The sequence below is a fragment of the Bradyrhizobium sp. USDA 376 genome (genome assembly GCF_054063675.1).
The window spans coordinates 5687893-5706694 of the sequence record NZ_JBSSGN010000001.1 but is presented as its reverse complement, the minus strand read 5'-3'; the positions used below and the strand labels follow the sequence as shown (position 1 = coordinate 5706694).

The window sequence follows — 18802 nt, the reverse complement described above, 5'->3', positions numbered from 1 at the left end:
CTGCCGCGCGCGGCCGAGATGGCTAGAACGCGACCTCGTACATGTTCAGAATCGCATCCCGGCTCAAATCGCGCGGGTTGTTGTCGAGCAGGCGGCGAATGGCGTGAGCCTCATCCGCCATCACGCCGAGATCGTTCCTGGGTACGCCGAGTGCGGACAGCCGCATCTCGATGCCGAGTTCGTTGCAGAACTTGTAGGTCGCGTCGAACGCGAATTTCTGATCGCGTTGCTCGGGCAGCCCCAGCGCACCCAGCACCGCAACTGTCTTCTCTTCTACCGCCGGCATGTTGAAGGCGAGCGTGTGCGGGAAGATGACCGCGCAGGCGAGACCGTGCGCGACATGGTGGCGTGTGCCGAGCGGATAGGCCACCGCGTGGCCCGCGGTGGTATTCACCGGCCCGAGGCAATAGCCGCCATAGAGCGAGGCCAGGGACAGGCCCGCGCGCGCCTCGCGGTCGCTGCCGTCGGCCACCGCGCGCTTGAGATAGCGTCCGACCAGCCGCGCGCCTTCGAGCGCGTAGAGGTCGATCGTCGGATGCGCCTTGCGGCTGGTGTAGGCCTCGACACAATGCGCCAGCGCGTCGACACCGGTCGCTGCAGTGACCTCCTTCGGCACGGTCATGGTCAGGTCCGGATCGACGATGGCGATGTCGGCGAGCATGAAGCGGCTCTGCACCGCCTGCTTGTTCTGGCTGACGGGATCGGTGACCAGCGCGCGGGTGCCGGCTTCGCTGCCCGTGCCCGACGTGGTCGGGATCTGCATCAGCGCGACGCTGCGGCCGGCGACCTTCTCCGGCCCGACGATGTCGGCAAAGGGCACGTCAGAGGTGCACATCACCGCGACCAGCTTGGCGAGATCCATGGCGCTGCCGCCACCGAAGCCGACGACGAGATCGGGCTTGGCCTCCTTCGCCATTCCCACCGCCTTCTCGAGATTGGGCAGGTCCGGCTCGGGCTTGACGTCGCCGAACACCTTCACGGCCCCCGGCAGCGCCAGCGTGTCGACGCGGCGCGCATTGAACGGATCGGAAATCACCAGCGGCCGCCTGGCGCCGATCCGCTCGGCAAAGCGCGCCGCAGCGGTGATCGTGCCGTTGCCGAACTCCAGGATGGTGGGGCGTTGGATTTCGATGGGCGTGAAGGCGTTGGTCATCGTGCGTTCGATCTCATGATTTGGCTGCGGAGGCGCCGGCAGCGAGCCGCTCGGCATAATCGATGGCCTCGATCAGGCTGTGCTCGTTGGCGATGCCCTTGCCGGCAATGTCGAAGGCGGTGCCGTGATCGACGGAGGTGCGGATGATCGGAAGGCCCAGCGTGATGTTGACACCGGAGAGCTCCTGCCAGCGGCCGGTCGCCGGATCGACCTGGAAGCCGAGCAGCTTGACGGGAATGTGCCCCTGGTCGTGATACATCGCGACCGCGGCATCGAACTGGCCGGCACGCAGCTTGACGAAGATGGTGTCGCCCGGCACCGGGCCGACGACGTCGAGGCCGTCTGCGACCGCTTTCGCGATCGTCGGCGCAGATACGTCGATATCCTGGCGGCCGAACAGGCCGCCCTCGCCCGCGTGCGGATTGAGCGCGGCGATCGCGATCTTGGGCTTTGCAATGCCGAGCCGGCGCAATGCGTCATTGGTGAGATCGATCACCATACGCAGGCGCTCCGGCGTCAGGCGCTTCGGCACGTCTTCCAAGGCAACATGGGTCGAGACATGGCTGACGCGCATGTTGCCATGGGCCAGCAGCATCACCGAGCCGCGCACGCCGGTGAGATGCGCCAGCATCTCGGTATGGCCAGGGAAATGATAGCCGGCCTTGTTGAGGGCTTCCTTGTTGAGCGGCGCGGTCACGATCGCCGCGGTGCGGCCGGCCTGCGTCAGGCGCACGCCCTGTTCGATCGCCTTGTAGGCAAAGCGGCCGCCATCGGCGCTGAGCACGCCCGGCTTGATCGGATCACCCTCGGCGTCCGCTTGCAGGTAACAGAGGTTTGGCCATTCGCGATCGTCGGCCGTCACCTCCGGGATCGCGACGTCGACGCCGAGTGCGGCCTTCGCGCCTTCCAGCGCCGCGCCGCTGCCGATCACGAGCAGGCGCAGATCGCCTTTCGCGATCCGGTCCTTCAGCCCGACACAGGCCTTGACGATGATCTCCGGCCCGATCCCGGCCGGATCGCCCATGGTGATGGCAAGGTGACGAGAGGTCATATCGGACTCTCCATTTTGAGCAGATGATTGTCCCGGAGCAGGTCACGCCACAGCTCGCTGGGCCCGAATGCACCGGATTTCGAGATGACATCTACGCCGGACCAGCGCCCGCCTTGCAGGATCGAGCGCGGCAATCCCGGCACGATGCGTCCTGTCACCTGGAGCGCATGCGCGCCAAGGGCAACACATGCGGCTTTCAGGGTCTCGCCGCCGGCGACGATCAGTGTACCGGGCGGATCGAGCGCCGCAATCAATGCCGCCATTTCGCGCGCAATCCGCCGCGCCGCTTCAGTGCGTGACAGGCCCTCAGCGAGAGCGAATTTGACCATGGCTACACCGTCGTCGCCGAGCTTGCGCTGGACGCGCGTCGCGCCCTCGCCTTCCGCAAGCGCAATCGTCGCCTCGCCGCACGCAGCCAGCTGCGAGGCGGTGGCGGGCTGGTCGGAGCCGAACAGCCCCAGCACCGGCAACTTCAATTGGCTCGGCGCATCGGCACGGTGACTACGCGCAAGCGCGCCGGCCAATCCGCCGCTTCCGCACCACAGCACAGGCCCCGGCATGCGCCGCCCCATCTCGACGACGCGGTCCAGGTCGAAGTCGCTCTCGGCATCGAACACCTGAACACCGCCCTGCGACAGCGTATCGGAGCTACCCTGCCGCGCCTCGATGCCGTCTTGCCTCAACTGATCCACCAGATTGTCGCCGACCCGATGCCACTCGCCTTGCACCGTGCGTGCGAATTGCTGGCCGCCTGCGGTGCGGCGCCCCTGATAGTCGAACGCGGGCGCGACCACGCAGGATGCCCAATGGCCGCCGTGCAGGCAGGCGCCGAGCTCGGCCGCCCACGCCCCACGCAGGAGGCTGTCGACCTTCTTGTAGGCGATCGTCGCCCCCTCAAGCTGCGGCGCCAGCCGCCCGACGATCTCGACGCTCTCAGCCTTCGAGCGCTCGCGGGTACCGCTGTCGATCGCAAGGCTCCGCGAGCCATGCGCCGCCGGAGCTTCCGGCCAGGTGACGTCGAACGGTCCGCACAAGCCGACGAACTCCGCCGCGGTGTCGAGCGCACCGGTCAGATCGTCAGCAAGCAGCCGGACGTTCGTCATCGTCATCTCGCTCCCGCGGCAAAAATCTTGCCGGGATTCATCAACCCATTCGGATCGAGCAATTGCTTGATGTCGCGCATCAGCTCGATATCGAGCGGATCGGCAACGCGGGCAAGCCTGCCGCGATTGGTGATGCCGATGCCGTGCTCGGCACTGATCGCCCCGCCTTGCGCCGCGGTCTCGTCATCGACGATCTCGTTGATATCAGCCACGAGCCGCGCCGTCGCATCCGGGTCCTGGCAATGCCCCCGGTCGATCAGAGCCACGACGTGGATGTTGCCGTCGCCGATATGGCCGTGCATCACGACGTTCGCATGCGGGACCGCCGACTTGATCCGCGCCTCGACATTGTTGACGAAGACCGCCTGACGCTCCAGCGGCACCACGCTGTCATGCGAGACTACATAGCCGCTGCGCTTGTTGCCTTCGGACACGCTGTGCCTGACAGCCCAGATGGCTTTTGCCTGTGCCAGATTGGAAGCCAATATGGCGTCTTCAGCGAGCCCCGCTTCCATGGCATCCGCGAGGACGGCAGCCAGTGGCTCGTTGAGGTCAACGCCTGCGAGCGTGTCGGTCAGCTCGACGATCAGATACCATGGCGTCGTCAGCTCGAAGGGAATGGTGACATGCGGCACCGTCGCGGCGATCGCCTCGATCTGCGAGCGCGACATGATCTCGAGGCTGCCGAGCCGGTCGCCGACTGCGCCGCGCAGGCGCTGCATGATCTCGAGCGCCTGCTCCACGCCTTGCAGCTTCAACAGCGCCAGGGCCGAGCTGCGCGGCGGCGCGAACAGTTTCAGCACCGCCGCTGTGACGATGCCGAGTGTGCCCTCCGCGCCGATGAAGAGCTGCTTGAGCGCGTAGCCCGTGTTGTCCTTGCGCAGCGCACGCAGGCCGTTGAAGACACGGCCATCGGGGAGCACGACCTCCAGCCCGAGCACGAGATCGCGCGTCGGACCGTAGCGCAGCACGGCAGTGCCGCCGGCATTGGTCGAGATGTTGCCGCCGATCTGGCAGGAGCCCTCGGCGCCGAGGCTCAAGGGAAAGTAGCGATCGACGTCGCGCGCCGCCTTCTGCACCTCGGCAAGGATGCAGCCGGCCTCCACCGTGATGGTGTTGGCGAGCGGGCTGACGTCACGCACAGTGCGCATGCGATCGAGCCGGATCACGACATTACCCGCGTGATCGTCGGGCGTCGCCGCCCCGCACATGCCGGTGTTGCCGCCCTGCGGCACGATTGCGAGCCGCCTAGCGGCGCAGAATTTCACGACAGCGGCGACCTCGGCGGTCGAGCCCGGCTTTACCACCGCGACCGCACGTCCGTGATAGCGCCCGCGCCAGTCCACCACATAGGGCTCCTGGTCGGGGCCGGACGCGATGACGTGCTTGTCGCCGACGATCGCGGCGAGCCCGGCCAACGCATCCTGGAAAGAATCGGACATCGGTTCGCCTCGTCGCCCGGTCCAGGTCTAGACGGCCGCGGCAGCGAATGCTGCAGCATCCGCAAGCAGCTCTTTCGCTTGAGCCGGCGGCAGCGACTCCAGTGGCGGCCGCAGGCGCTGCCATCCGGCATGGCCGGTGCGCTCGGCGACGATCGCCTTCAGCGAGGGCATCTGCGGGAAGCGCGAGACCAGCTCGCGCGCTTTCACGATGCGCGCCTGTGCCGCCTTGAGCACCGCGTCATCGTCGCTGTCGCGAAAATGCTTGTAGACATAGGCAAGGTCGCGCGCAACGAGATTGGATGTCGCGGTGATGCACCCCGCTCCGCCCTTGCGCAGCAGCGGCAGGAGCAGCGGATCTGCCCCGACGAGAACCGAGAAGCCCGGGAAGCGCTCGACCATCGCGGTCATGTTGGCGAAGTCGCCGGAGGAATCCTTGATGCCGGTGAAAGTCGCCGGATAGGCCTTGCGCAGCCGCTCGATCAGCGCATGCGAGATCGGCTGCGCCGACATCTGCGGGATGTGATAGAGCACGACCTTGAGCCGGGCATCGCCGATGCGCTGCACGACTTCGCTGTAGGACGCGTAGATGCCGTCGTCGCTGACGCCCTTGTAGTAGAACGGCGGCAACATCACCACGGTGTCGACACCGACCGAGAGCGCGTGACGCGTCAGCGCAATGGTCTCGGTAAGCGCGGCGACGCCCGTTCCGGGGAGAAGCCGCTGCGGCGCGATGCCCGCGGCCACCACCGCCTCGAGCAGGGCCATCCGCTCGGCCGCGGAGAAGGAATTCGCCTCGCCGGTGGTCCCCAGCAGCGCGATGCCGTCGCAGCCTTCGTCCAGCAAGTAACGGCAATGCGCGACGAAGCGCGCGTGATCGGGGGCGAGCTCGGCGTCGAGGGGCGTCAACGCGGCGGAGAACACACCATGAGGGTGCAGCGATGATGTCGACAAACTTCCTCCGATCGTCAAATCGATGTTGTTCGGAATGCGAACATTTGTTATGATCTGCCCCGTTGGTAAGATCAGGCTGCCGCCGCGTCAAGGGCAGCTGTCATGGCGGGGCATTCGGGCATGGCCAAGATTGATAGCAAGGCCGCAAAGCGCAAACCTGAAGCGACACCGAAAAATCCAAAGAATTACGTCGCTTCCGTCGGCAAGGCGTTTGCCGTGCTCAAAAGTTTCACCAGCGAGGCCTTCGAGCTCACCCTGAGTGAGATTGCCGCACGGGCCGATCTCGATCGCGGGACCGCGTTCCGGCTGATCCAGACCCTGATCGAGCTCGGATACCTCCAGGCGGTTCCGCAGAGCCGCCGGTTCCGCCTCGGCATCGCCTGCCTCGAACTCGGCTACACCGTGCTGTCGCACGGATCCTTGCGGACCATCGTCGAGCCGCTGCTGCGCGAGCTCGTGCCTGCAGTGGGCGATGCCGCTTCGCTCGGCATCCTCGACGGCGGCGACGTGGTCTATCTTGCGCGCGTCGGTGCCGGCCTCGATCGCCACAAGATGGATCGCCGCCCGGGCACGCGCATCCCGGCCTACAGCGCTGCGCTCGGCCACGTCATGATGGCGCATCTGGCGCGCGACGAGCAGATCGCGCGGCTTGAGCTGCGCCCCCGCGTGAAGCTGTCGGAGCGCACGCTCACCGACCTCGATGCCCTGCTCGCCCGGCTCGATCAGGTGAAGAAGAAAGGCCACGCCGTCTCCGACGGCGAGAACGCCTATGGCCTGCGCACGCTGGCGACGCCGATCTTCGATGCCCAAGGCCTTGTGATCGCCGCATTGAGCGTCACCGTCGATGCGATGCGGATGGACATGCCGGCCTTTCGCGACCAGGCGCTGCCGCGTCTGGTGCAGGTGACGAAGCAGGCGCAGGATCTCGCGATCAAGTCGGGATTGTCGAGTTGAGCACGGTCGCGGCGAAAGCGCGATGAGATTGCGATGAATCGCCATCGCGCTTTAGGTTATTGTTTGAGCATGATCTTTCGGAAAACCGCTGCGCACTTTTCCGGATCATGCTCTAGATGACCACATGGTCGAAGTCGGCGGCGATCCGGCTGTTCGGAAAGATCCTTGCCGCTTCAGTCAGGATCTCCTCGTCTTCGTAGCGTCCTGACATATGGGTCAGCACGAGCTGGCCGACGTTATTGGCGGCTGCAAAGGATGCCGCCTCTGCCGCGGTGAGATGGCCGTAATTCCGCGCGGTCGGCGCGTCGCGATCGAGGAACGTTGCCTCGATCACCAGCATGTCGGCATCGGCGACATGTTTGGAGAGTCCATCCGTCGTCTCGGTGTCGCCGATCACGACGAGCTTTTTGCCGCCGCTCGGCGGCCCCAACACATCTTCCGGATCGACCGTGCGGCCATCGATGACGATTGGCCGGCCGGCGGCCAGCTCGCCGCGCAAGGGACCGTCGGGGACACCGAGCGTAGCGAGGCGATCGGACTGAAGATGGCGGCGAGCAGGGCTTTTGAAGACAAAGCCAAAACTGTTGGTGTCGCGGTGGCGGACCGGAAAGCAGTCGATGGTGAAGTCGCCGGCGTCGATGACCTGCCCTTCGGTGAGGGCTGCGAATTCCACCGGGATCGGCGCCCTGCCCGCGCCCCACAGGCCTGCGAGCATGCGGATGACGATGTCGAGCGTGCCTTCCCCGCCGTGAATGGTCATGACGTCGGAGGTTTGCCGCAAGCCCAGCGTCGAGAACAGGCCGGGGATGCCGAGCACGTGATCGAGATGCGCGTGCGTCAGCAGGATGCGGTCGAGTCGCCGAAAGCCAGCGCCGCTGCGCAGCAGCTGGCGTTGCGTGCCCTCACCGCAATCGACCAGAATGCGCTGGCCCGCGGCCTCCACCAGGAGGGCCGGATGATTGCGTTCCGCCGAGGGAACGCTGGCCGAGGTGCCAAGAAATGTCAGGGCGAACATAGTCGTCGATGTCCAGCGACCGCCCTTCTCCACGACAACACGGTGGACGGTCTCACCGTCCCCAATGCCACGCGAGCAGCAGCGCGTACAGGCCCATCGAGGCGGCATAGAGCACGGCAAGCAGCGCGTAGCCGGCGATCTGGCGACTGATCGCCGCCTTCGGCGTCACCCACCAGTCCAGCGCCCTGAAGGCGGCCGGCACGAGCCACCAGCCAAGCAGCTGGGTGCTGACGAGATTACCAACGAAGAGCGACAGCCAGACCGGCACGCCGTGGCTGTCGATCAGCGGATGGCTGATGAAATAACCCCAGAGATAGACCACGGGATAGAGCACCAGCAGGACGATGAGGTTGCTCTTCCAAATGAAGCCTGGCCCCTGCTCCGGAGCCTGGGTCTTGCCGGCTGGAAACCAGAAATTGAAGCCGTAGCTCGCCCGCTTCACGTTCATGCCGGCGTTGAAGCGCGCGCCCTCCTTGAGAAGGGTCTGCCGCAACGGCGAGTCGAGCCAGGCATTGAGATTGGCATCGCTGTCGAACGACAGGATGATGATCCACTCGTCATGCAGGCCGGGAATCGGCCGCTCGATCTTGTGGCGCAAAAACCCCTTGAACTCGGCTTCGGCGGCCTGGATACGTTGCTGCCATTTCAGGAACGCGTCCTCGAGCCCGTCGGGGACCTTGAAGGAGATGACGGCAGACACCGCGTTGTCGCGCTGAACGCCGGTGTCGGGCAGGATGTGAACGTCCTCCGAGCCGACAAAGAAGCGTTGCACGTCCGCGATCAGCTTCGCCCGCACCTCGCTCTGAAGCCAGGCTCGTGCTGCGGCCGGGCTCGCAAAGCGCAGGATCGTCACCCAATCCACATGCGCGGGCGGCTGCGGCGGCACCACCTCCTGGCTGAGGAAGCCAGGCCAGGTCTTGAGCACCTCGCCGACCTCACCGTTCCAACGTGCGAACGCGGCAAAGCCGTCGTCCGCGATGCGGCGCTGGATGACGAGGGCGACCGGCTGGCCGGCTGTGTCAGGAGATGCGCTCATGAGCGATCGCTTCAGCTCTTCTTGTAGAGACGCTTGCCCATCACCCAGGTCTCGTCGACGCAGCGGTCGTCGCCGACCATCATGACGGCGAACAGCATGCTCGCGACTTCGTCCATCGTGCGCGGACCGGCGCCGTCGGCGATCAGCGACTGATGCCAGGCTTGCGCGATCTGCCCGCCGTTCGGATCGAGCGCGACGAAGTCAGCCTCCTTGCCGGGCTCGAAATTGCCGAGCTTGTCGTCGATGTAGAGGCCTTCGGCGCCGCCGAGCGTGATCGACCAGAAGCCGCGATAGGGCGAGAGCTTGTTGCGCTCGGCTTCCGCAAGGTCCTTGCGCGCCGGATCGATGCTGCCGTCGAGCAGCGTGTTGTTGCACATGCCGACCTTGTAGGCGTCGTCGAGCACGGAGATCATCGAGAAGCGGTTGCCGCCGCCGACATCGGTGCCGAACGACATCTTCACGCGGTGCTCGGGATCGGTGGCGCGGCCGAGCCGGAAGAGGCCGCTGCCGAGGAACAGGTTCGAGCACGGGCAGAACACCACCGCCGCGCCCTTCTTCGACATGCGGCGGAACTCGTTGTTGGAGAGGTAGACGCCGTGGCCGCCGGAGAACTTTGGCCCCACCAGGTCGAACTTCTCGTAGACGCCGAGATAGTCCTGGCAGTCGGGATGCTCGACCAGCACACCGCTGCATTCGGCGGGGTTCTCGGAGATGTGGGTGTTGACCCAGCAATCCGGATGCTCGTGCTTGAGGCGCTGGCACGCCTTTAGCAATTCCGGCGAAGCACCGAAGGCGAAGCGCGGCGTGATGGCGTAGAGATTGCGGCCCTTGTTGTGGTACTGCGCGATCAGCCGCTTGCTGTCGCGATAGAAATTCTCCGGGGTATCGATGAAATCGGCCGGCGCGTTGCGATCGATCCCGGTGAGGCCCGCGATGACGCGCATGTTGCGCCTGCTCGCTTCCTCGAACAGCTCTTCGGTCGAGACCGGCGAGGAGCTCGTGAAGGCCTGGCAGGTGGTTGTGCCGCCGGCGAGCAACGCGTCGAGGAAACGCTTCACGCCCTCGCGCGCGTAGTTGCGATCCCGGTATTTGAGCTCTTCCGGATAGACCCACTTCTGCAGCCACGGCAGCAGCTGCTCGCCATAGGCACCGAGCACGCGGGTCTGCGGCAGATGGATGTGGCCGTCGATGAAGCCGGGGACGATGATGCGGTCCTTGATGTGGGTGATCTCCACGCCCGGATGCGCGGCGGCGATCTTGTCATAAGGGCCGAACGCCTTGATGACGCCGTCCGTGACGACCATGAGGCCGTCCTGATGAAAGCGGGCTGCGGCCTGCTCGTTGCCGACATGCTTCCAGGGGTCGTCGACGAAGTCGAAGAACGTGCCGCGAATACCAACAGTGGCCATGGTCTGGTTCCTTCCTTAAGTCTGTGTGGCCTGCCGCGCCGAGGGCAGCGAGATCGCAAGCAGCGTGCCCGCGACGGCGCAGAGGCCGAGATAAAGCCATCCGATCGGCGCTTGCGTTGCCTCCGGCAGCACCGCCGCGATCGCCATGGCGCCGCTGACGGCGAGATAGCAGAGCGCGCTGATGAGGCCGCCGATCAGACCGTGGTCGCACTCGAACAGGCCGAGCGCCATGCCGTACATCATCGGGCACAGCACGCCGCAGCCGCCGAGCACCAGCGCGCCGCCGATCGTGATCGACATGAAATCGAGGCCGAGGGTCATGCCTGTTACGGTCAGGACCACCGAGCCGGCGAGAAACAGCGCGAAGGCACCGAAGCCCATCACGCGGGCCGGCATGAAGCGCGCGAAATGCGCGCAGCCGAGCTCGCCGGCGAGATTGACGCCGCCGAGGCCGAGCGCAACGAGGCCGTAGATGGCCGCCGAATAGCCGAGACCGGTCTGGTAGAAGAACGGCGCGACGACGCCGAACGCCAGTTGCGCGCTCGCGGCTGCGGCAAACACCAGCACGAAAGCCAGGAAGCCCGGACGCACCAGTGCATCGCGCAAGATGCCGGCGGTGCGGCGCGGATCGAACGGCGCGCGCCGCTCGGCCGGCAATGTTTCGGGCAGAAGGAACACGACGATCGTGGCAACGATCGCCGCCGCGATGGCGATGACGACGAAGACGCCACGCCACGAGGTCAGCTCGACGATGAAGCCGCCGGCCGCAGGCGCAAGCACGGGTGCAAGCCCCCACGCAGCACCAAGCAGGCCGGAGATCGCGGTGAGCTCGCGGCCGCGAAAACAATCGGCGGCGACCGCATAGGCGACGACGAGACAGGTGCAGCCGCCGATGCCTTGCAGGAAGCGCAAGCCCAGCAGCAGCGAGGCGCTGGTGGCGAGCGCGCAGGCGATGCTCATCGCGATCAGCACCGACAGTCCCGCGAGCAGGACGTTGCGGCGACCGAGCGTATCGGAGGCGATGCCGACCGGCACCAGCGCCAGACTCATGCCGAGCATATAGGCGGTGACGGTGTTCTGCATCGAGGCGGGATCGGCGGCGAGATCCACCACCATCTGCGGCAGGCCGGGCGTATAGGCGTCGAGCGGAATCTGGCTGAATGGCACGACGCACAACAGGATCGGCACGATCCCACCCTTGGCGCGGCCGGCGTCCGAAGCAAGTGCTGTCATGGCTCACGCCCCCTCGATGCCCGCGGGCCCTGTCTTTTCGTGCGCGCAATGAGAGGCGACGACGCAGGTTGCGGCTATGGACGCGCGGAACGTGCCAGAACTGTGTGTAAAAACTCTTAGGGGTGGCCCTCTCGGTACGGACGTTGATGGCTGACGTTCCGCCCCGGGAACCTTCAAACAAAAAACGCGAAAACAACCCCGTGCACAGTACAAATCATTGAGGAATTTCGCGCGGCATGGCGCGAGCCCGGCGAGCACTGGCGTTTGACACGTCGGGCAAAACAGACGCCGGATGGCACGATGGCCGGTTGAGTGTTCGCCGCCGAGCCGCTCCCATTAACTCTTCGAAAGCCATCGCTGCTTCGAACGCAAGGCGCTGCGCTTTGGCACGAGGCGCCAAGCAGCGATCAAAGCAGGAAGCCCTCGAGAGCTGCGAGGAACTGCCGCGGCGACTGAAGCTGCGGCACGTGCGCGCAACCCGGAATGATCTTGAGTGCGGCCCGCGGCAATGCGGCGGCCAGCTCATGCGACATCGGCGGAGGCGTCGCCTCGTCGTGCTCTCCGACCAGAACGAGCACCGGAACCTTCACCGCGGCAAGTTCAGCGCGGAGATCAAGGCCGGCTAACGCATCGCACGCGGCGCGAAACACGTCGGGATCCGTCCGCAGAAACGCCTCACGACGGTCCCGCATCAACTCGGGGTGCCGCTCCTGAAACTCGGGTGCGAACAGGCGGCGCATCGCGACGTCGGTGATGGCCTGCAGCCCCTTTTCCCGCGAGGCCTTAGCCATGTTGCGAAACGCCTCGCGGCCGGGCTCGGAGAATGCTGCGCCGCTATCGGCGAGAATGAGCTTGCTGACGATCGCCGGATGCCGGATCGCCATCTGCAAGGCGACGAAGCCACCATAGCCGTTGCCGAGCACGATCGCCGGCGCACCGCCAGCGCCATCCCGCACAGCCTCCGCCATCCGGTCCGCGACAGCGACAAGTCCGCCCTCCACTGCGCGTGAGCGGCCGAACCCCGGCAACTCCGGCACGATGACCTGAAACGATCCCTGAAGCGCGGGCACGATCGCATCGAAGCTGGCCCGATCCGACAACAGCGAGTGGAACAGAAACAGCGGCGGTCCGTCGCCCGATTGCGCGGCGTTGACGGTCCCGTTGGCAAGAAGCCTGTCCATGTCCGGTCTTCCCTCACTTCATCGCTCGTTCGCGTGCCCCGAAGGCCCCGACTGATAAATCAACTGTCAGGGAATTCAAGCATTTGGCTCTTGACGTAAAATATCACGACTGAGATATTAGCGCCAGGGAGACCAGAACTATGATGCTTTTGCGCGAGAATATCTATGATCGTCTCAGATCTGATATTTTAGCTTGTCGCTTCGCTCCAGGCGATGAAATGCGCGAGCAGGACCTGGCCGAACGCTATGACGTGAGCCGGCAGCCGGTTCGGGATGCGCTGCTGCGGCTGCAGCGCGAGCACCTCGTCACGGTGCAGCCGCGCCAGGGCTACCGGGTCACGCCGATCTCGCTCTCGGACGCCCGCGACCTGCTGCGCTTCCGTCTTGCGCTGGAGCCGGCCTGTGTCGCCGAAGCCATCGAGAGCGCGCCCGACAGCGTCTTGAAGTCGCTCGACGAATTCCGCCGCTTCTCCGGCAACCACGAGGATTTCATCGCCTACAATCGCGCCTTTCACAGCGCGCTCGCCCATGCCTCCGGCAATCGCCGTATGGCGACGGCGTTGTGCGACCTGATCGGACAGGCCGACCGGCTGGTCCGGGTCAGCATTTCCAATCTGAAGGGCCACGATCCGGCAAAACTCGTGGCTGAGCACGTCGCCCTGATCGATGCCATGCAGCGGCGCGAGACGCGAACCGCCGCGCGCATCATCAAGGCCCATATCGGGGCCACCGAAAAACGCGTCCTGCCGGCGCTCAAGCGCAACGCCGTCATCGTGGAAGAGAGGTCGTCATGAACATCCCGTCAAAACCCGCGTCGATCGACGTCGAAGTCCACGGCAATTTCGTCGATGGCCGTGAAGTCGAAGCCGGCAACGGCGCGATGCTTGATATCCGCAATCCCGCGACCGGCGACGTGATCGCCCGCATTCCCAATTCGACCGCCGAAGACATCGACCGCGCCATGAAAAGCGCGCGCGCCGCGTTCGAAGGCAGGGCCTGGGGCGGCATGGACACGCGTGCGCGAGCCCGGCTGGTCAACAGGCTCGCCGATGCGTTCGAGGCCAATCTCGACAGCCTGTACCGGCTGGAGACCCTCAACAACGGCCGCCCGGTCAACGAGACCCGCGCCCAGCTCTCCCGCCTGCCCGATTTCTTCCGCTACTTTGCCGGCGTCGCGCTGTCGCGCCGCGACTCCGTGATTCCGGTCGAAGGCGCGTATCTGAACTACACGCTCCGCACCCCGATCGGCATCGTCGCCAATTGCACCCCGTTCAACCATCCGCTGATGATCCTGTGCAAGTCGCTTGCCGTGGTGCTGGCGACCGGCTGCGTCACCGTGGTCAAGCCGTCCGAATACACGCCGCTGACCACCTTGAAGCTCGCGCAGATCTTCACCGAAGCGGGCCTGCCGCCCGGCGTCTTCAATATCGTCCTCGGCCTCGGCCAGAGCGCGGGCAAGATGCTGGCCGAACACGGCGACATCAACAAGCTGGTCCTGACCGGCGGCACCGAGGCCGGCCGCATCGCCGGCAGCGCGGCCGCAAAGGTGTTCGCGCATCAGACCATGGAGCTCGGCGGCAAGACGCCTGTGATGGTGTTCGACGATTTCGACGTCGACCGCGCCGTCAATTACGCCGCGTTCGGCGCCTTCATCGGCGCAGGTCAGACCTGCGTCTGCGCCTCGCGCCATCTGGTCCAGGCCTCGATCTATGACGAATTCGTCGAGAAGCTGCAGGCCAAGACCCGCACGATCCGCGTCGGCGATCCCTTCGATCCCAGCACCCAGATGGGGCCCGTGATCTCCGCCAAGCAGCGCGACCGCGTTCTCACCTACGCCGGCTACGGTCACGCGGACGGCGCGCGTCTCGTTACCGGCGGCGTTGCCGCGAAGGTGCCGGGCCACGACAACGGCTATTTCGTCGAGCCGACGGTGTTCGCCGACGTCAGATCCGACATGCGGATCTTCCAGGAGGAGGTGTTCGGGCCGTTCACTTCGGTGACGCCGTTCAACGACGAGGCCGATGCGCTTCGGCTTGCCAACGACTCGCCGTTCGGCCTCGCGGCCGCGATCCGCACCCGCGACGTCGCGCGCGCCCACCGTGTCGCCGCCTCCGTCAAGGCCGGCATCGTCTGGATCAACGATCATCACCGGCTCGACCCGGCCTCCCCCTGGGGCGGCGTCGACGATTCCGGCATCGGCCGCGAATGCGGCACCGAGAGCTTCAACGACCATTTCAACACCAAGAGCGTGATGGTCGCGACCCACGAGCAGCCATTCGACTGGTACCGCGACACGGCCAATCAGAAGCGACTGAACTAGCAAAACTGCAAGCGGCTGACCGCCCACAGAAGGCGAGCCGCATCAACGGGGATAACAGTCAAGGGAGAGCGTCAATGTCGACATCGGTGAACGCAGGCGGCCGTCTGGATCGGCTTCCGATCGGGCCATTCCATCGCCGCATCATGCTGCTGATCGGCATCGGCATGTTCTTCGACGGTTTCGACATCTATATCGCCGGGACCGTGCTCAGCGTGACGCTGAAGACCGGCTTTTCGACCCTCGCCCAGAACGCGGCCTTCATCTCGGCGACCTTCGTCGGCATGATGCTGGGATCGTTCGGCACCGGCTTCCTCGGCGACCGCTACGGACGCCGCTTCACGTATCAATTCAATTTGCTGCTTTTCGGCATCGCCTCCCTCGCCGCCGCGTTCTCGCCGAACATGGCTTTCCTGATCGCCTGCCGCTTCGTGATGGGCGTCGGCCTTGGCGCAGAAAACGTCGTCGGCTATTCGACGATGACCGAGTTCGTGCCCGCGCGCACCCGCGGCAAATGGCTCGGCTTCACGGCCGTGTGCGTCGTAACCGGCCTGCCCGCGGCGCTGCTGGTCGCATCCGTGCTGGTGCCGCAATTCGGCTGGCGCTCGATGTTCGTGCTCGGCGGCGTCGGCGCGCTCGTCGTGTGGTACATGCGCAAATCGCTGCCGGAATCGCCGCGCTGGCTGGAGGCCGTGGGTCGCACCGCGGAAGCGGAAGCGCTGATGCAAGCGATCGAGAAGGAGGCGGCGCAGGGCCACCCCTTGCCGCCCCCGGCACCCACCACACCCGCCCCGGTCGCGCCCGATCTCGGCACGCTGTTCACCGCCCCCTTGCTGTCGCGGATGATCGTCGGCGCCGTCTGCCTGATCACGATCAACACCCTGCTCTACGGCTTCGTGACCTGGCTGCCCGTGTTCTTCGTCAAGCAGGGCCTCTCGATCGCAACCTCGTTCGGCTATTCGCTGCTGATGGCGCTCGGTGCGCCGATCGGCTCGGCCATCGGTGCCTTGACCGCGGACCGCTGGGGCCGCAAGCCGACCATCATTGGCGCATCGCTGATCGCGGTGGTGCTCGGCATCCTCTACCCCATGATCTCGGACCCGATCCTGCTGCCGGCCGTGGGCTTCGCGCTGACCGTGCCGATCTACGTGCTGGTCGCCCTTCTGTTCGGCATCTACATCCCCGAGCTGTTTCCGACCGAGGTCCGTCTGCGCGCTTCCGGCATCGTCAACACGCTGGGGCGCGGCGCCACCATCGTCACGCCGTTCCTCGTGGTCTCGCTGTTCGAGTCGCGCGGCGTCGCCGGCGTGATGGCGCTGATGATTGGACTGCTGGTGGTGCAGATCATCACGGTCTGGGCCCTCGGCATCGAGCCGCGGCATCGCAGTCTCGAGGAGCTGAAGGCGGAGGAAACGGCTTCGCCGGTGCTGAAGGAAGCCTCCTGAGAGGCTGCTGGACGAGCACGGCCTGCATGGTTCGAGACGCCCGCTTTGGCGGGCTCCTCACCATGAGGGTCTGATATCCTGCCGCAAAACGCGACCTCATCCTGAGGGCCCGCCGCAGGCGGGCGTCTCGAAGGATGAGCCGCAGGCGAGCTTGCCCGGATGAAGCGATAGCGTAATCCGGGTTCTGCATCCGCGTCGGGACATGTCCCGGATTGCGCTACGCTCCATCCGGGCTACAAGGTCTCGGCCGGGATACAATGGAGCGCGTGATGACCGCAGACGCAGCTTACCTGAACTATGGCTCGATCGGCGCACTCCTTGGCGCCCTGCACGCGCGCAAAATATCTGCGTCCGAGCTGCTCGCGCATACCATCGCCCGCATCGAAGCGCTGGACGGGCCGATCAACGCGATCATCGTTCGCGATTTCGACCGCGCCAGAGAGGCCGCGCGCGCCGCCGATGCCGCGCTTGGCCGCGGCGAGCGGCTGCCGTTGCTCGGCATTCCCGTGACCTTGAAGGAACCGTTCAACGTTGCCGGCCTGCCGACGACATGGGGCTTTCCGCATTTCAGGGATTTTCAACCGGCCGAAGATGCCCTCGTCGTCTCGCGATTGAAGGCGGCCGGCGCCATCATCATCGGCAAGACCAACATCCCGATCGGCTTACGGGATTTTCAGAGCTACAACGAGATCCACGGGACGACGAACAATCCGTGGGATCTCGGCCGCTCGCCCGGCGGCTCCTCGGGCGGATCGGGAGCGGCGCTGGCCGCAGGGTTCGGTCCGCTCTCGATCGGCTCGGATATCGGCGGGTCGATCCGGGTGCCCTCGCATTTCTGCGGCGTGTTCGGACACAAGCCGAGTCTCGGCCTCCTCCCGCTGCGTGGATATAGTTTGCCGCCGGCGCCGCCCGTGCCTGGCCAAGGGGATCTCGCCGTCGTCGGGCCGATGGCGCGCACCGCCCCGGACCTTGCCTTGTCGCTCGACGTGATCGCCGGCCCCGACGAAACGCGCGACGGGATCGGCTATCGCCTTGCGCTGCCGGCCCCGCGGCATGAGCAGCTCAGGGATTTCAGGATCCTCGTGATCGATACTCACCCGCTGATGCCGACGGGTGACGCTGTGCGTTCCGCCATCAGACGATTGGCCGAACGACTCGAACGATCGGGGGCGCAAGTCGCGCGCGCGAGCGCATCGCTGCCCGATCTCGCCGAGTCCGCGCGGCTCTACATGAGGCTGCTCAACGCCGCGCGAAGTCCGCGCCTGACACCGGCCGCACTCGCAGAGGCGCAAGGACATGCTGCAGCGCTCGCGCCCGACGATCGCAGCTTGCAGGCCGAGCGTGCCCGCGGCTGGGGCATGATCCATCGTGACTGGCTCGCGGCCGACGCGGCCCGCTTGCAACTTCAGCAACGGTGGCAGCAGTTCTTCCGCGAGTTCGACGCGGCGATCTACCCGGCCGCCGCCGTGCCGGCCTTTCCGCATGATCACTCCGAACCGTTCGATGCGCGGCAGCTGGACATCGATGGCAAGCCCCACAACTACTCCGATGCATGCTTCATCTGGGCCGACCCCGCTTCGACCTGCGGACTGCCTGCGACCGCCGTGCCGATCGAGCGCACGGCGTCAGGCTTGCCGATCGGCGTCCAGATCATCGGGCCTTATCTCGAGGACCGCACGACGATTGCACTGGCCGGACTGATCGAGCGCGAGTTCGGCGGCTTCGTGCCACCGCCGGCACTGGCTGCAATGCAATCTGCGAAATAGCTACGTTCTGTCCGCCGACTGAGCCTCGACCGCCTGCACGGCGACATCAGCCACCTGTCGCAGCGCTTCGCGGTCCGCGCCTGACGACGCCATCACGCCCATGCCGACGGACACCGCCGAGACATAGCGCGCGAGCGCGGCGGGATCCGACGTCGGCTTGAGATCACCTTCGGCCTTGGCCCGAATGAAACGGTCGCGGAGCTGGTCCTCGTTCTGGGCTCTCCGGGCGGCGAGCTCGAAGGGGACGTTCTCGGAGCCGGTGCCGCAGGCGATGCCGCCCTGCACGAGCAGGCAGCCGGGCGGATTGGCGGGATCGGTCTGCTTGTCGGCGATGCCCATCAGCATCCGCTCGGCGACGTCGCGGGCGGTTGGGGCAGCAACCACCTCGTCCATCCAGGCGCCGCGCAGCTTGGTGTAACGATCGAGCGCGGCCTTCAGCAGGCCTTCCTTATTGCCGAAGCAGGCATAGAGGCTCGGCGGGTTGATGCCCATGGCCTCGGTGAGCTGGGCAATCGTGGCGCCCTCATAGCCATGGCGCCAAAACACTTCCATCGCCTGGTCCAACGCCACATCGGCATCGAATTCGCGGGGGCGTCCCATGCCCATGTCTTCAGTCTCCTCACAATCGGCGCTTCGCCCCAATCAACGCCCGATGCTATCTAATTGTTCTCGCTTTATTTTCTCTTTCGCCTTCCCATTCTTGCGGTAAGCGGCTACAATTTTCTTAGCGAACGGTACATAAGTAT

General features: G+C 65.7%; 16 protein-coding genes. 5 read left to right on the top strand and 11 right to left on the bottom strand.

Annotation, left to right across the window (positions count from 1 at the left end):
- Positions 1–22: 22 nt before the first annotated feature.
- Genes ACVJ19_RS26265 through ACVJ19_RS26245 form a run of 5 tightly spaced genes read right to left on the bottom strand, consistent with a single transcriptional unit; the run spans position 23 to position 5700 of the window.
- A complete protein-coding gene (locus tag ACVJ19_RS26265; protein WP_453952000.1) occupies positions 23–1153 on the bottom strand; it encodes an iron-containing alcohol dehydrogenase in 1131 nt (376 codons plus the stop codon).
- A 13-nt stretch (positions 1154–1166) separates the two neighbouring features.
- Positions 1167–2204 carry a 4-hydroxythreonine-4-phosphate dehydrogenase PdxA gene (gene pdxA, locus ACVJ19_RS26260; protein WP_453951999.1) on the bottom strand — a complete coding sequence of 346 codons (1038 nt, stop codon included), beginning with the start codon at positions 2202–2204 and terminating at the stop codon, positions 1167–1169.
- Positions 2201–3307 (bottom strand): four-carbon acid sugar kinase family protein, encoded by a 1107-nt coding sequence (locus ACVJ19_RS26255; RefSeq protein ID WP_453951998.1) that lies wholly within the window; start codon positions 3305–3307, stop codon positions 2201–2203. Before ACVJ19_RS26255 ends, pdxA begins: the two co-directional genes overlap by 4 nt.
- A gap of 2 nt (positions 3308–3309) precedes the next feature.
- Positions 3310–4749 (bottom strand): FAD-binding oxidoreductase, encoded by a 1440-nt coding sequence (locus ACVJ19_RS26250; protein WP_453951996.1) that lies wholly within the window; start codon positions 4747–4749, stop codon positions 3310–3312.
- Between the two features lie 27 nt (positions 4750–4776).
- A complete protein-coding gene (locus ACVJ19_RS26245; protein ID WP_453951995.1) occupies positions 4777–5700 on the bottom strand; it encodes a dihydrodipicolinate synthase family protein in 924 nt (307 codons plus the stop codon).
- A gap of 120 nt (positions 5701–5820) precedes the next feature.
- Here ACVJ19_RS26245 and ACVJ19_RS26240 point away from each other — a divergent pair, with 120 nt between their 5' ends.
- Entirely contained in the window at positions 5821–6654 is an 834-nt protein-coding gene (locus ACVJ19_RS26240; protein ID WP_453951994.1) for an IclR family transcriptional regulator, read from the top strand.
- A gap of 112 nt (positions 6655–6766) precedes the next feature.
- On the opposite strand, the gene rnz is transcribed toward ACVJ19_RS26240, so the two are convergent.
- From rnz to ACVJ19_RS26215, 5 genes are all read right to left on the bottom strand, one after another.
- The gene (rnz, locus tag ACVJ19_RS26235) at positions 6767–7669 is read right to left on the bottom strand and encodes a ribonuclease Z (protein WP_453951993.1); all 903 of its coding nucleotides are present in this window, start codon (positions 7667–7669) and stop codon (positions 6767–6769) included.
- A 52-nt stretch (positions 7670–7721) separates the two neighbouring features.
- A complete protein-coding gene (locus ACVJ19_RS26230) occupies positions 7722–8705 on the bottom strand; it encodes an antibiotic biosynthesis monooxygenase (RefSeq protein ID WP_453951992.1) in 984 nt (327 codons plus the stop codon).
- A gap of 11 nt (positions 8706–8716) precedes the next feature.
- Positions 8717–10114: a guanine deaminase gene (gene guaD, locus ACVJ19_RS26225; protein WP_453951991.1), complete on the bottom strand. Its 1398-nt coding sequence runs from the start codon at positions 10112–10114 to the stop codon at positions 8717–8719.
- 15 nt (positions 10115–10129) lie between these two features.
- Positions 10130–11347, bottom strand: coding sequence for a multidrug effflux MFS transporter (locus ACVJ19_RS26220; protein ID WP_453951990.1), 1218 nt, complete (start codon positions 11345–11347; stop codon positions 10130–10132).
- Between the two features lie 407 nt (positions 11348–11754).
- Positions 11755–12528, bottom strand: a complete 774-nt coding sequence (locus ACVJ19_RS26215) for an alpha/beta fold hydrolase (protein WP_453951989.1) — start codon at positions 12526–12528, stop codon at positions 11755–11757.
- A 143-nt stretch (positions 12529–12671) separates the two neighbouring features.
- Here ACVJ19_RS26215 and ACVJ19_RS26210 point away from each other — a divergent pair, with 143 nt between their 5' ends.
- From ACVJ19_RS26210 to ACVJ19_RS26195, 4 genes are all read left to right on the top strand, one after another.
- Complete coding sequence (locus tag ACVJ19_RS26210; RefSeq protein WP_453955211.1) at positions 12672–13322, top strand: GntR family transcriptional regulator; 651 nt, start codon at positions 12672–12674, stop codon at positions 13320–13322.
- Positions 13319–14848, top strand: a complete 1530-nt coding sequence (locus ACVJ19_RS26205; RefSeq protein WP_453951988.1) for an aldehyde dehydrogenase — start codon at positions 13319–13321, stop codon at positions 14846–14848. Before ACVJ19_RS26210 ends, ACVJ19_RS26205 begins: the two co-directional genes overlap by 4 nt.
- Positions 14849–14922: 74 nt before the next feature.
- Positions 14923–16290 (top strand): MFS transporter, encoded by a 1368-nt coding sequence (locus tag ACVJ19_RS26200; RefSeq protein ID WP_453951987.1) that lies wholly within the window; start codon positions 14923–14925, stop codon positions 16288–16290.
- Between the two features lie 269 nt (positions 16291–16559).
- Positions 16560–18056, top strand: coding sequence for an amidase (locus ACVJ19_RS26195; protein ID WP_453951986.1), 1497 nt, complete (start codon positions 16560–16562; stop codon positions 18054–18056).
- On the opposite strand, the gene ACVJ19_RS26190 is transcribed toward ACVJ19_RS26195, so the two are convergent.
- Complete coding sequence (locus tag ACVJ19_RS26190) at positions 18057–18662, bottom strand: TetR/AcrR family transcriptional regulator (RefSeq protein ID WP_453951985.1); 606 nt, start codon at positions 18660–18662, stop codon at positions 18057–18059.
- Between the last annotated feature and the right edge of the window lie 140 nt (positions 18663–18802).

Bases quoted from the DNA above. Each gene is read 5' to 3' on its own strand.
- ACVJ19_RS26265 (WP_453952000.1), bottom strand. From the start codon at position 1,153: ATGACCAACGCCTTCACGCCCATCGAAATCCAACGCCCCACCATCCTG.
- pdxA (WP_453951999.1), bottom strand. From the start codon at position 2,204: ATGACCTCTCGTCACCTTGCCATCACCATGGGCGATCCGGCCGGGATC.
- ACVJ19_RS26255 (WP_453951998.1), bottom strand. From the start codon at position 3,307: ATGACGAACGTCCGGCTGCTTGCTGACGATCTGACCGGTGCGCTCGAC.
- ACVJ19_RS26250 (WP_453951996.1), bottom strand. From the start codon at position 4,749: ATGTCCGATTCTTTCCAGGATGCGTTGGCCGGGCTCGCCGCGATCGTC.
- ACVJ19_RS26240 (WP_453951994.1), top strand. From the start codon at position 5,821: ATGGCCAAGATTGATAGCAAGGCCGCAAAGCGCAAACCTGAAGCGACA.
- rnz (WP_453951993.1), bottom strand. From the start codon at position 7,669: ATGTTCGCCCTGACATTTCTTGGCACCTCGGCCAGCGTTCCCTCGGCG.
- ACVJ19_RS26230 (WP_453951992.1), bottom strand. From the start codon at position 8,705: ATGAGCGCATCTCCTGACACAGCCGGCCAGCCGGTCGCCCTCGTCATC.
- guaD (WP_453951991.1), bottom strand. From the start codon at position 10,114: ATGGCCACTGTTGGTATTCGCGGCACGTTCTTCGACTTCGTCGACGAC.
- ACVJ19_RS26220 (WP_453951990.1), bottom strand. From the start codon at position 11,347: ATGACAGCACTTGCTTCGGACGCCGGCCGCGCCAAGGGTGGGATCGTG.
- ACVJ19_RS26215 (WP_453951989.1), bottom strand. From the start codon at position 12,528: ATGGACAGGCTTCTTGCCAACGGGACCGTCAACGCCGCGCAATCGGGC.
- ACVJ19_RS26210 (WP_453955211.1), top strand. From the start codon at position 12,672: ATGCTTTTGCGCGAGAATATCTATGATCGTCTCAGATCTGATATTTTA.
- ACVJ19_RS26205 (WP_453951988.1), top strand. From the start codon at position 13,319: ATGAACATCCCGTCAAAACCCGCGTCGATCGACGTCGAAGTCCACGGC.
- ACVJ19_RS26200 (WP_453951987.1), top strand. From the start codon at position 14,923: ATGTCGACATCGGTGAACGCAGGCGGCCGTCTGGATCGGCTTCCGATC.
- ACVJ19_RS26195 (WP_453951986.1), top strand. From the start codon at position 16,560: ATGACCGCAGACGCAGCTTACCTGAACTATGGCTCGATCGGCGCACTC.
- ACVJ19_RS26190 (WP_453951985.1), bottom strand. From the start codon at position 18,662: ATGGGCATGGGACGCCCCCGCGAATTCGATGCCGATGTGGCGTTGGAC.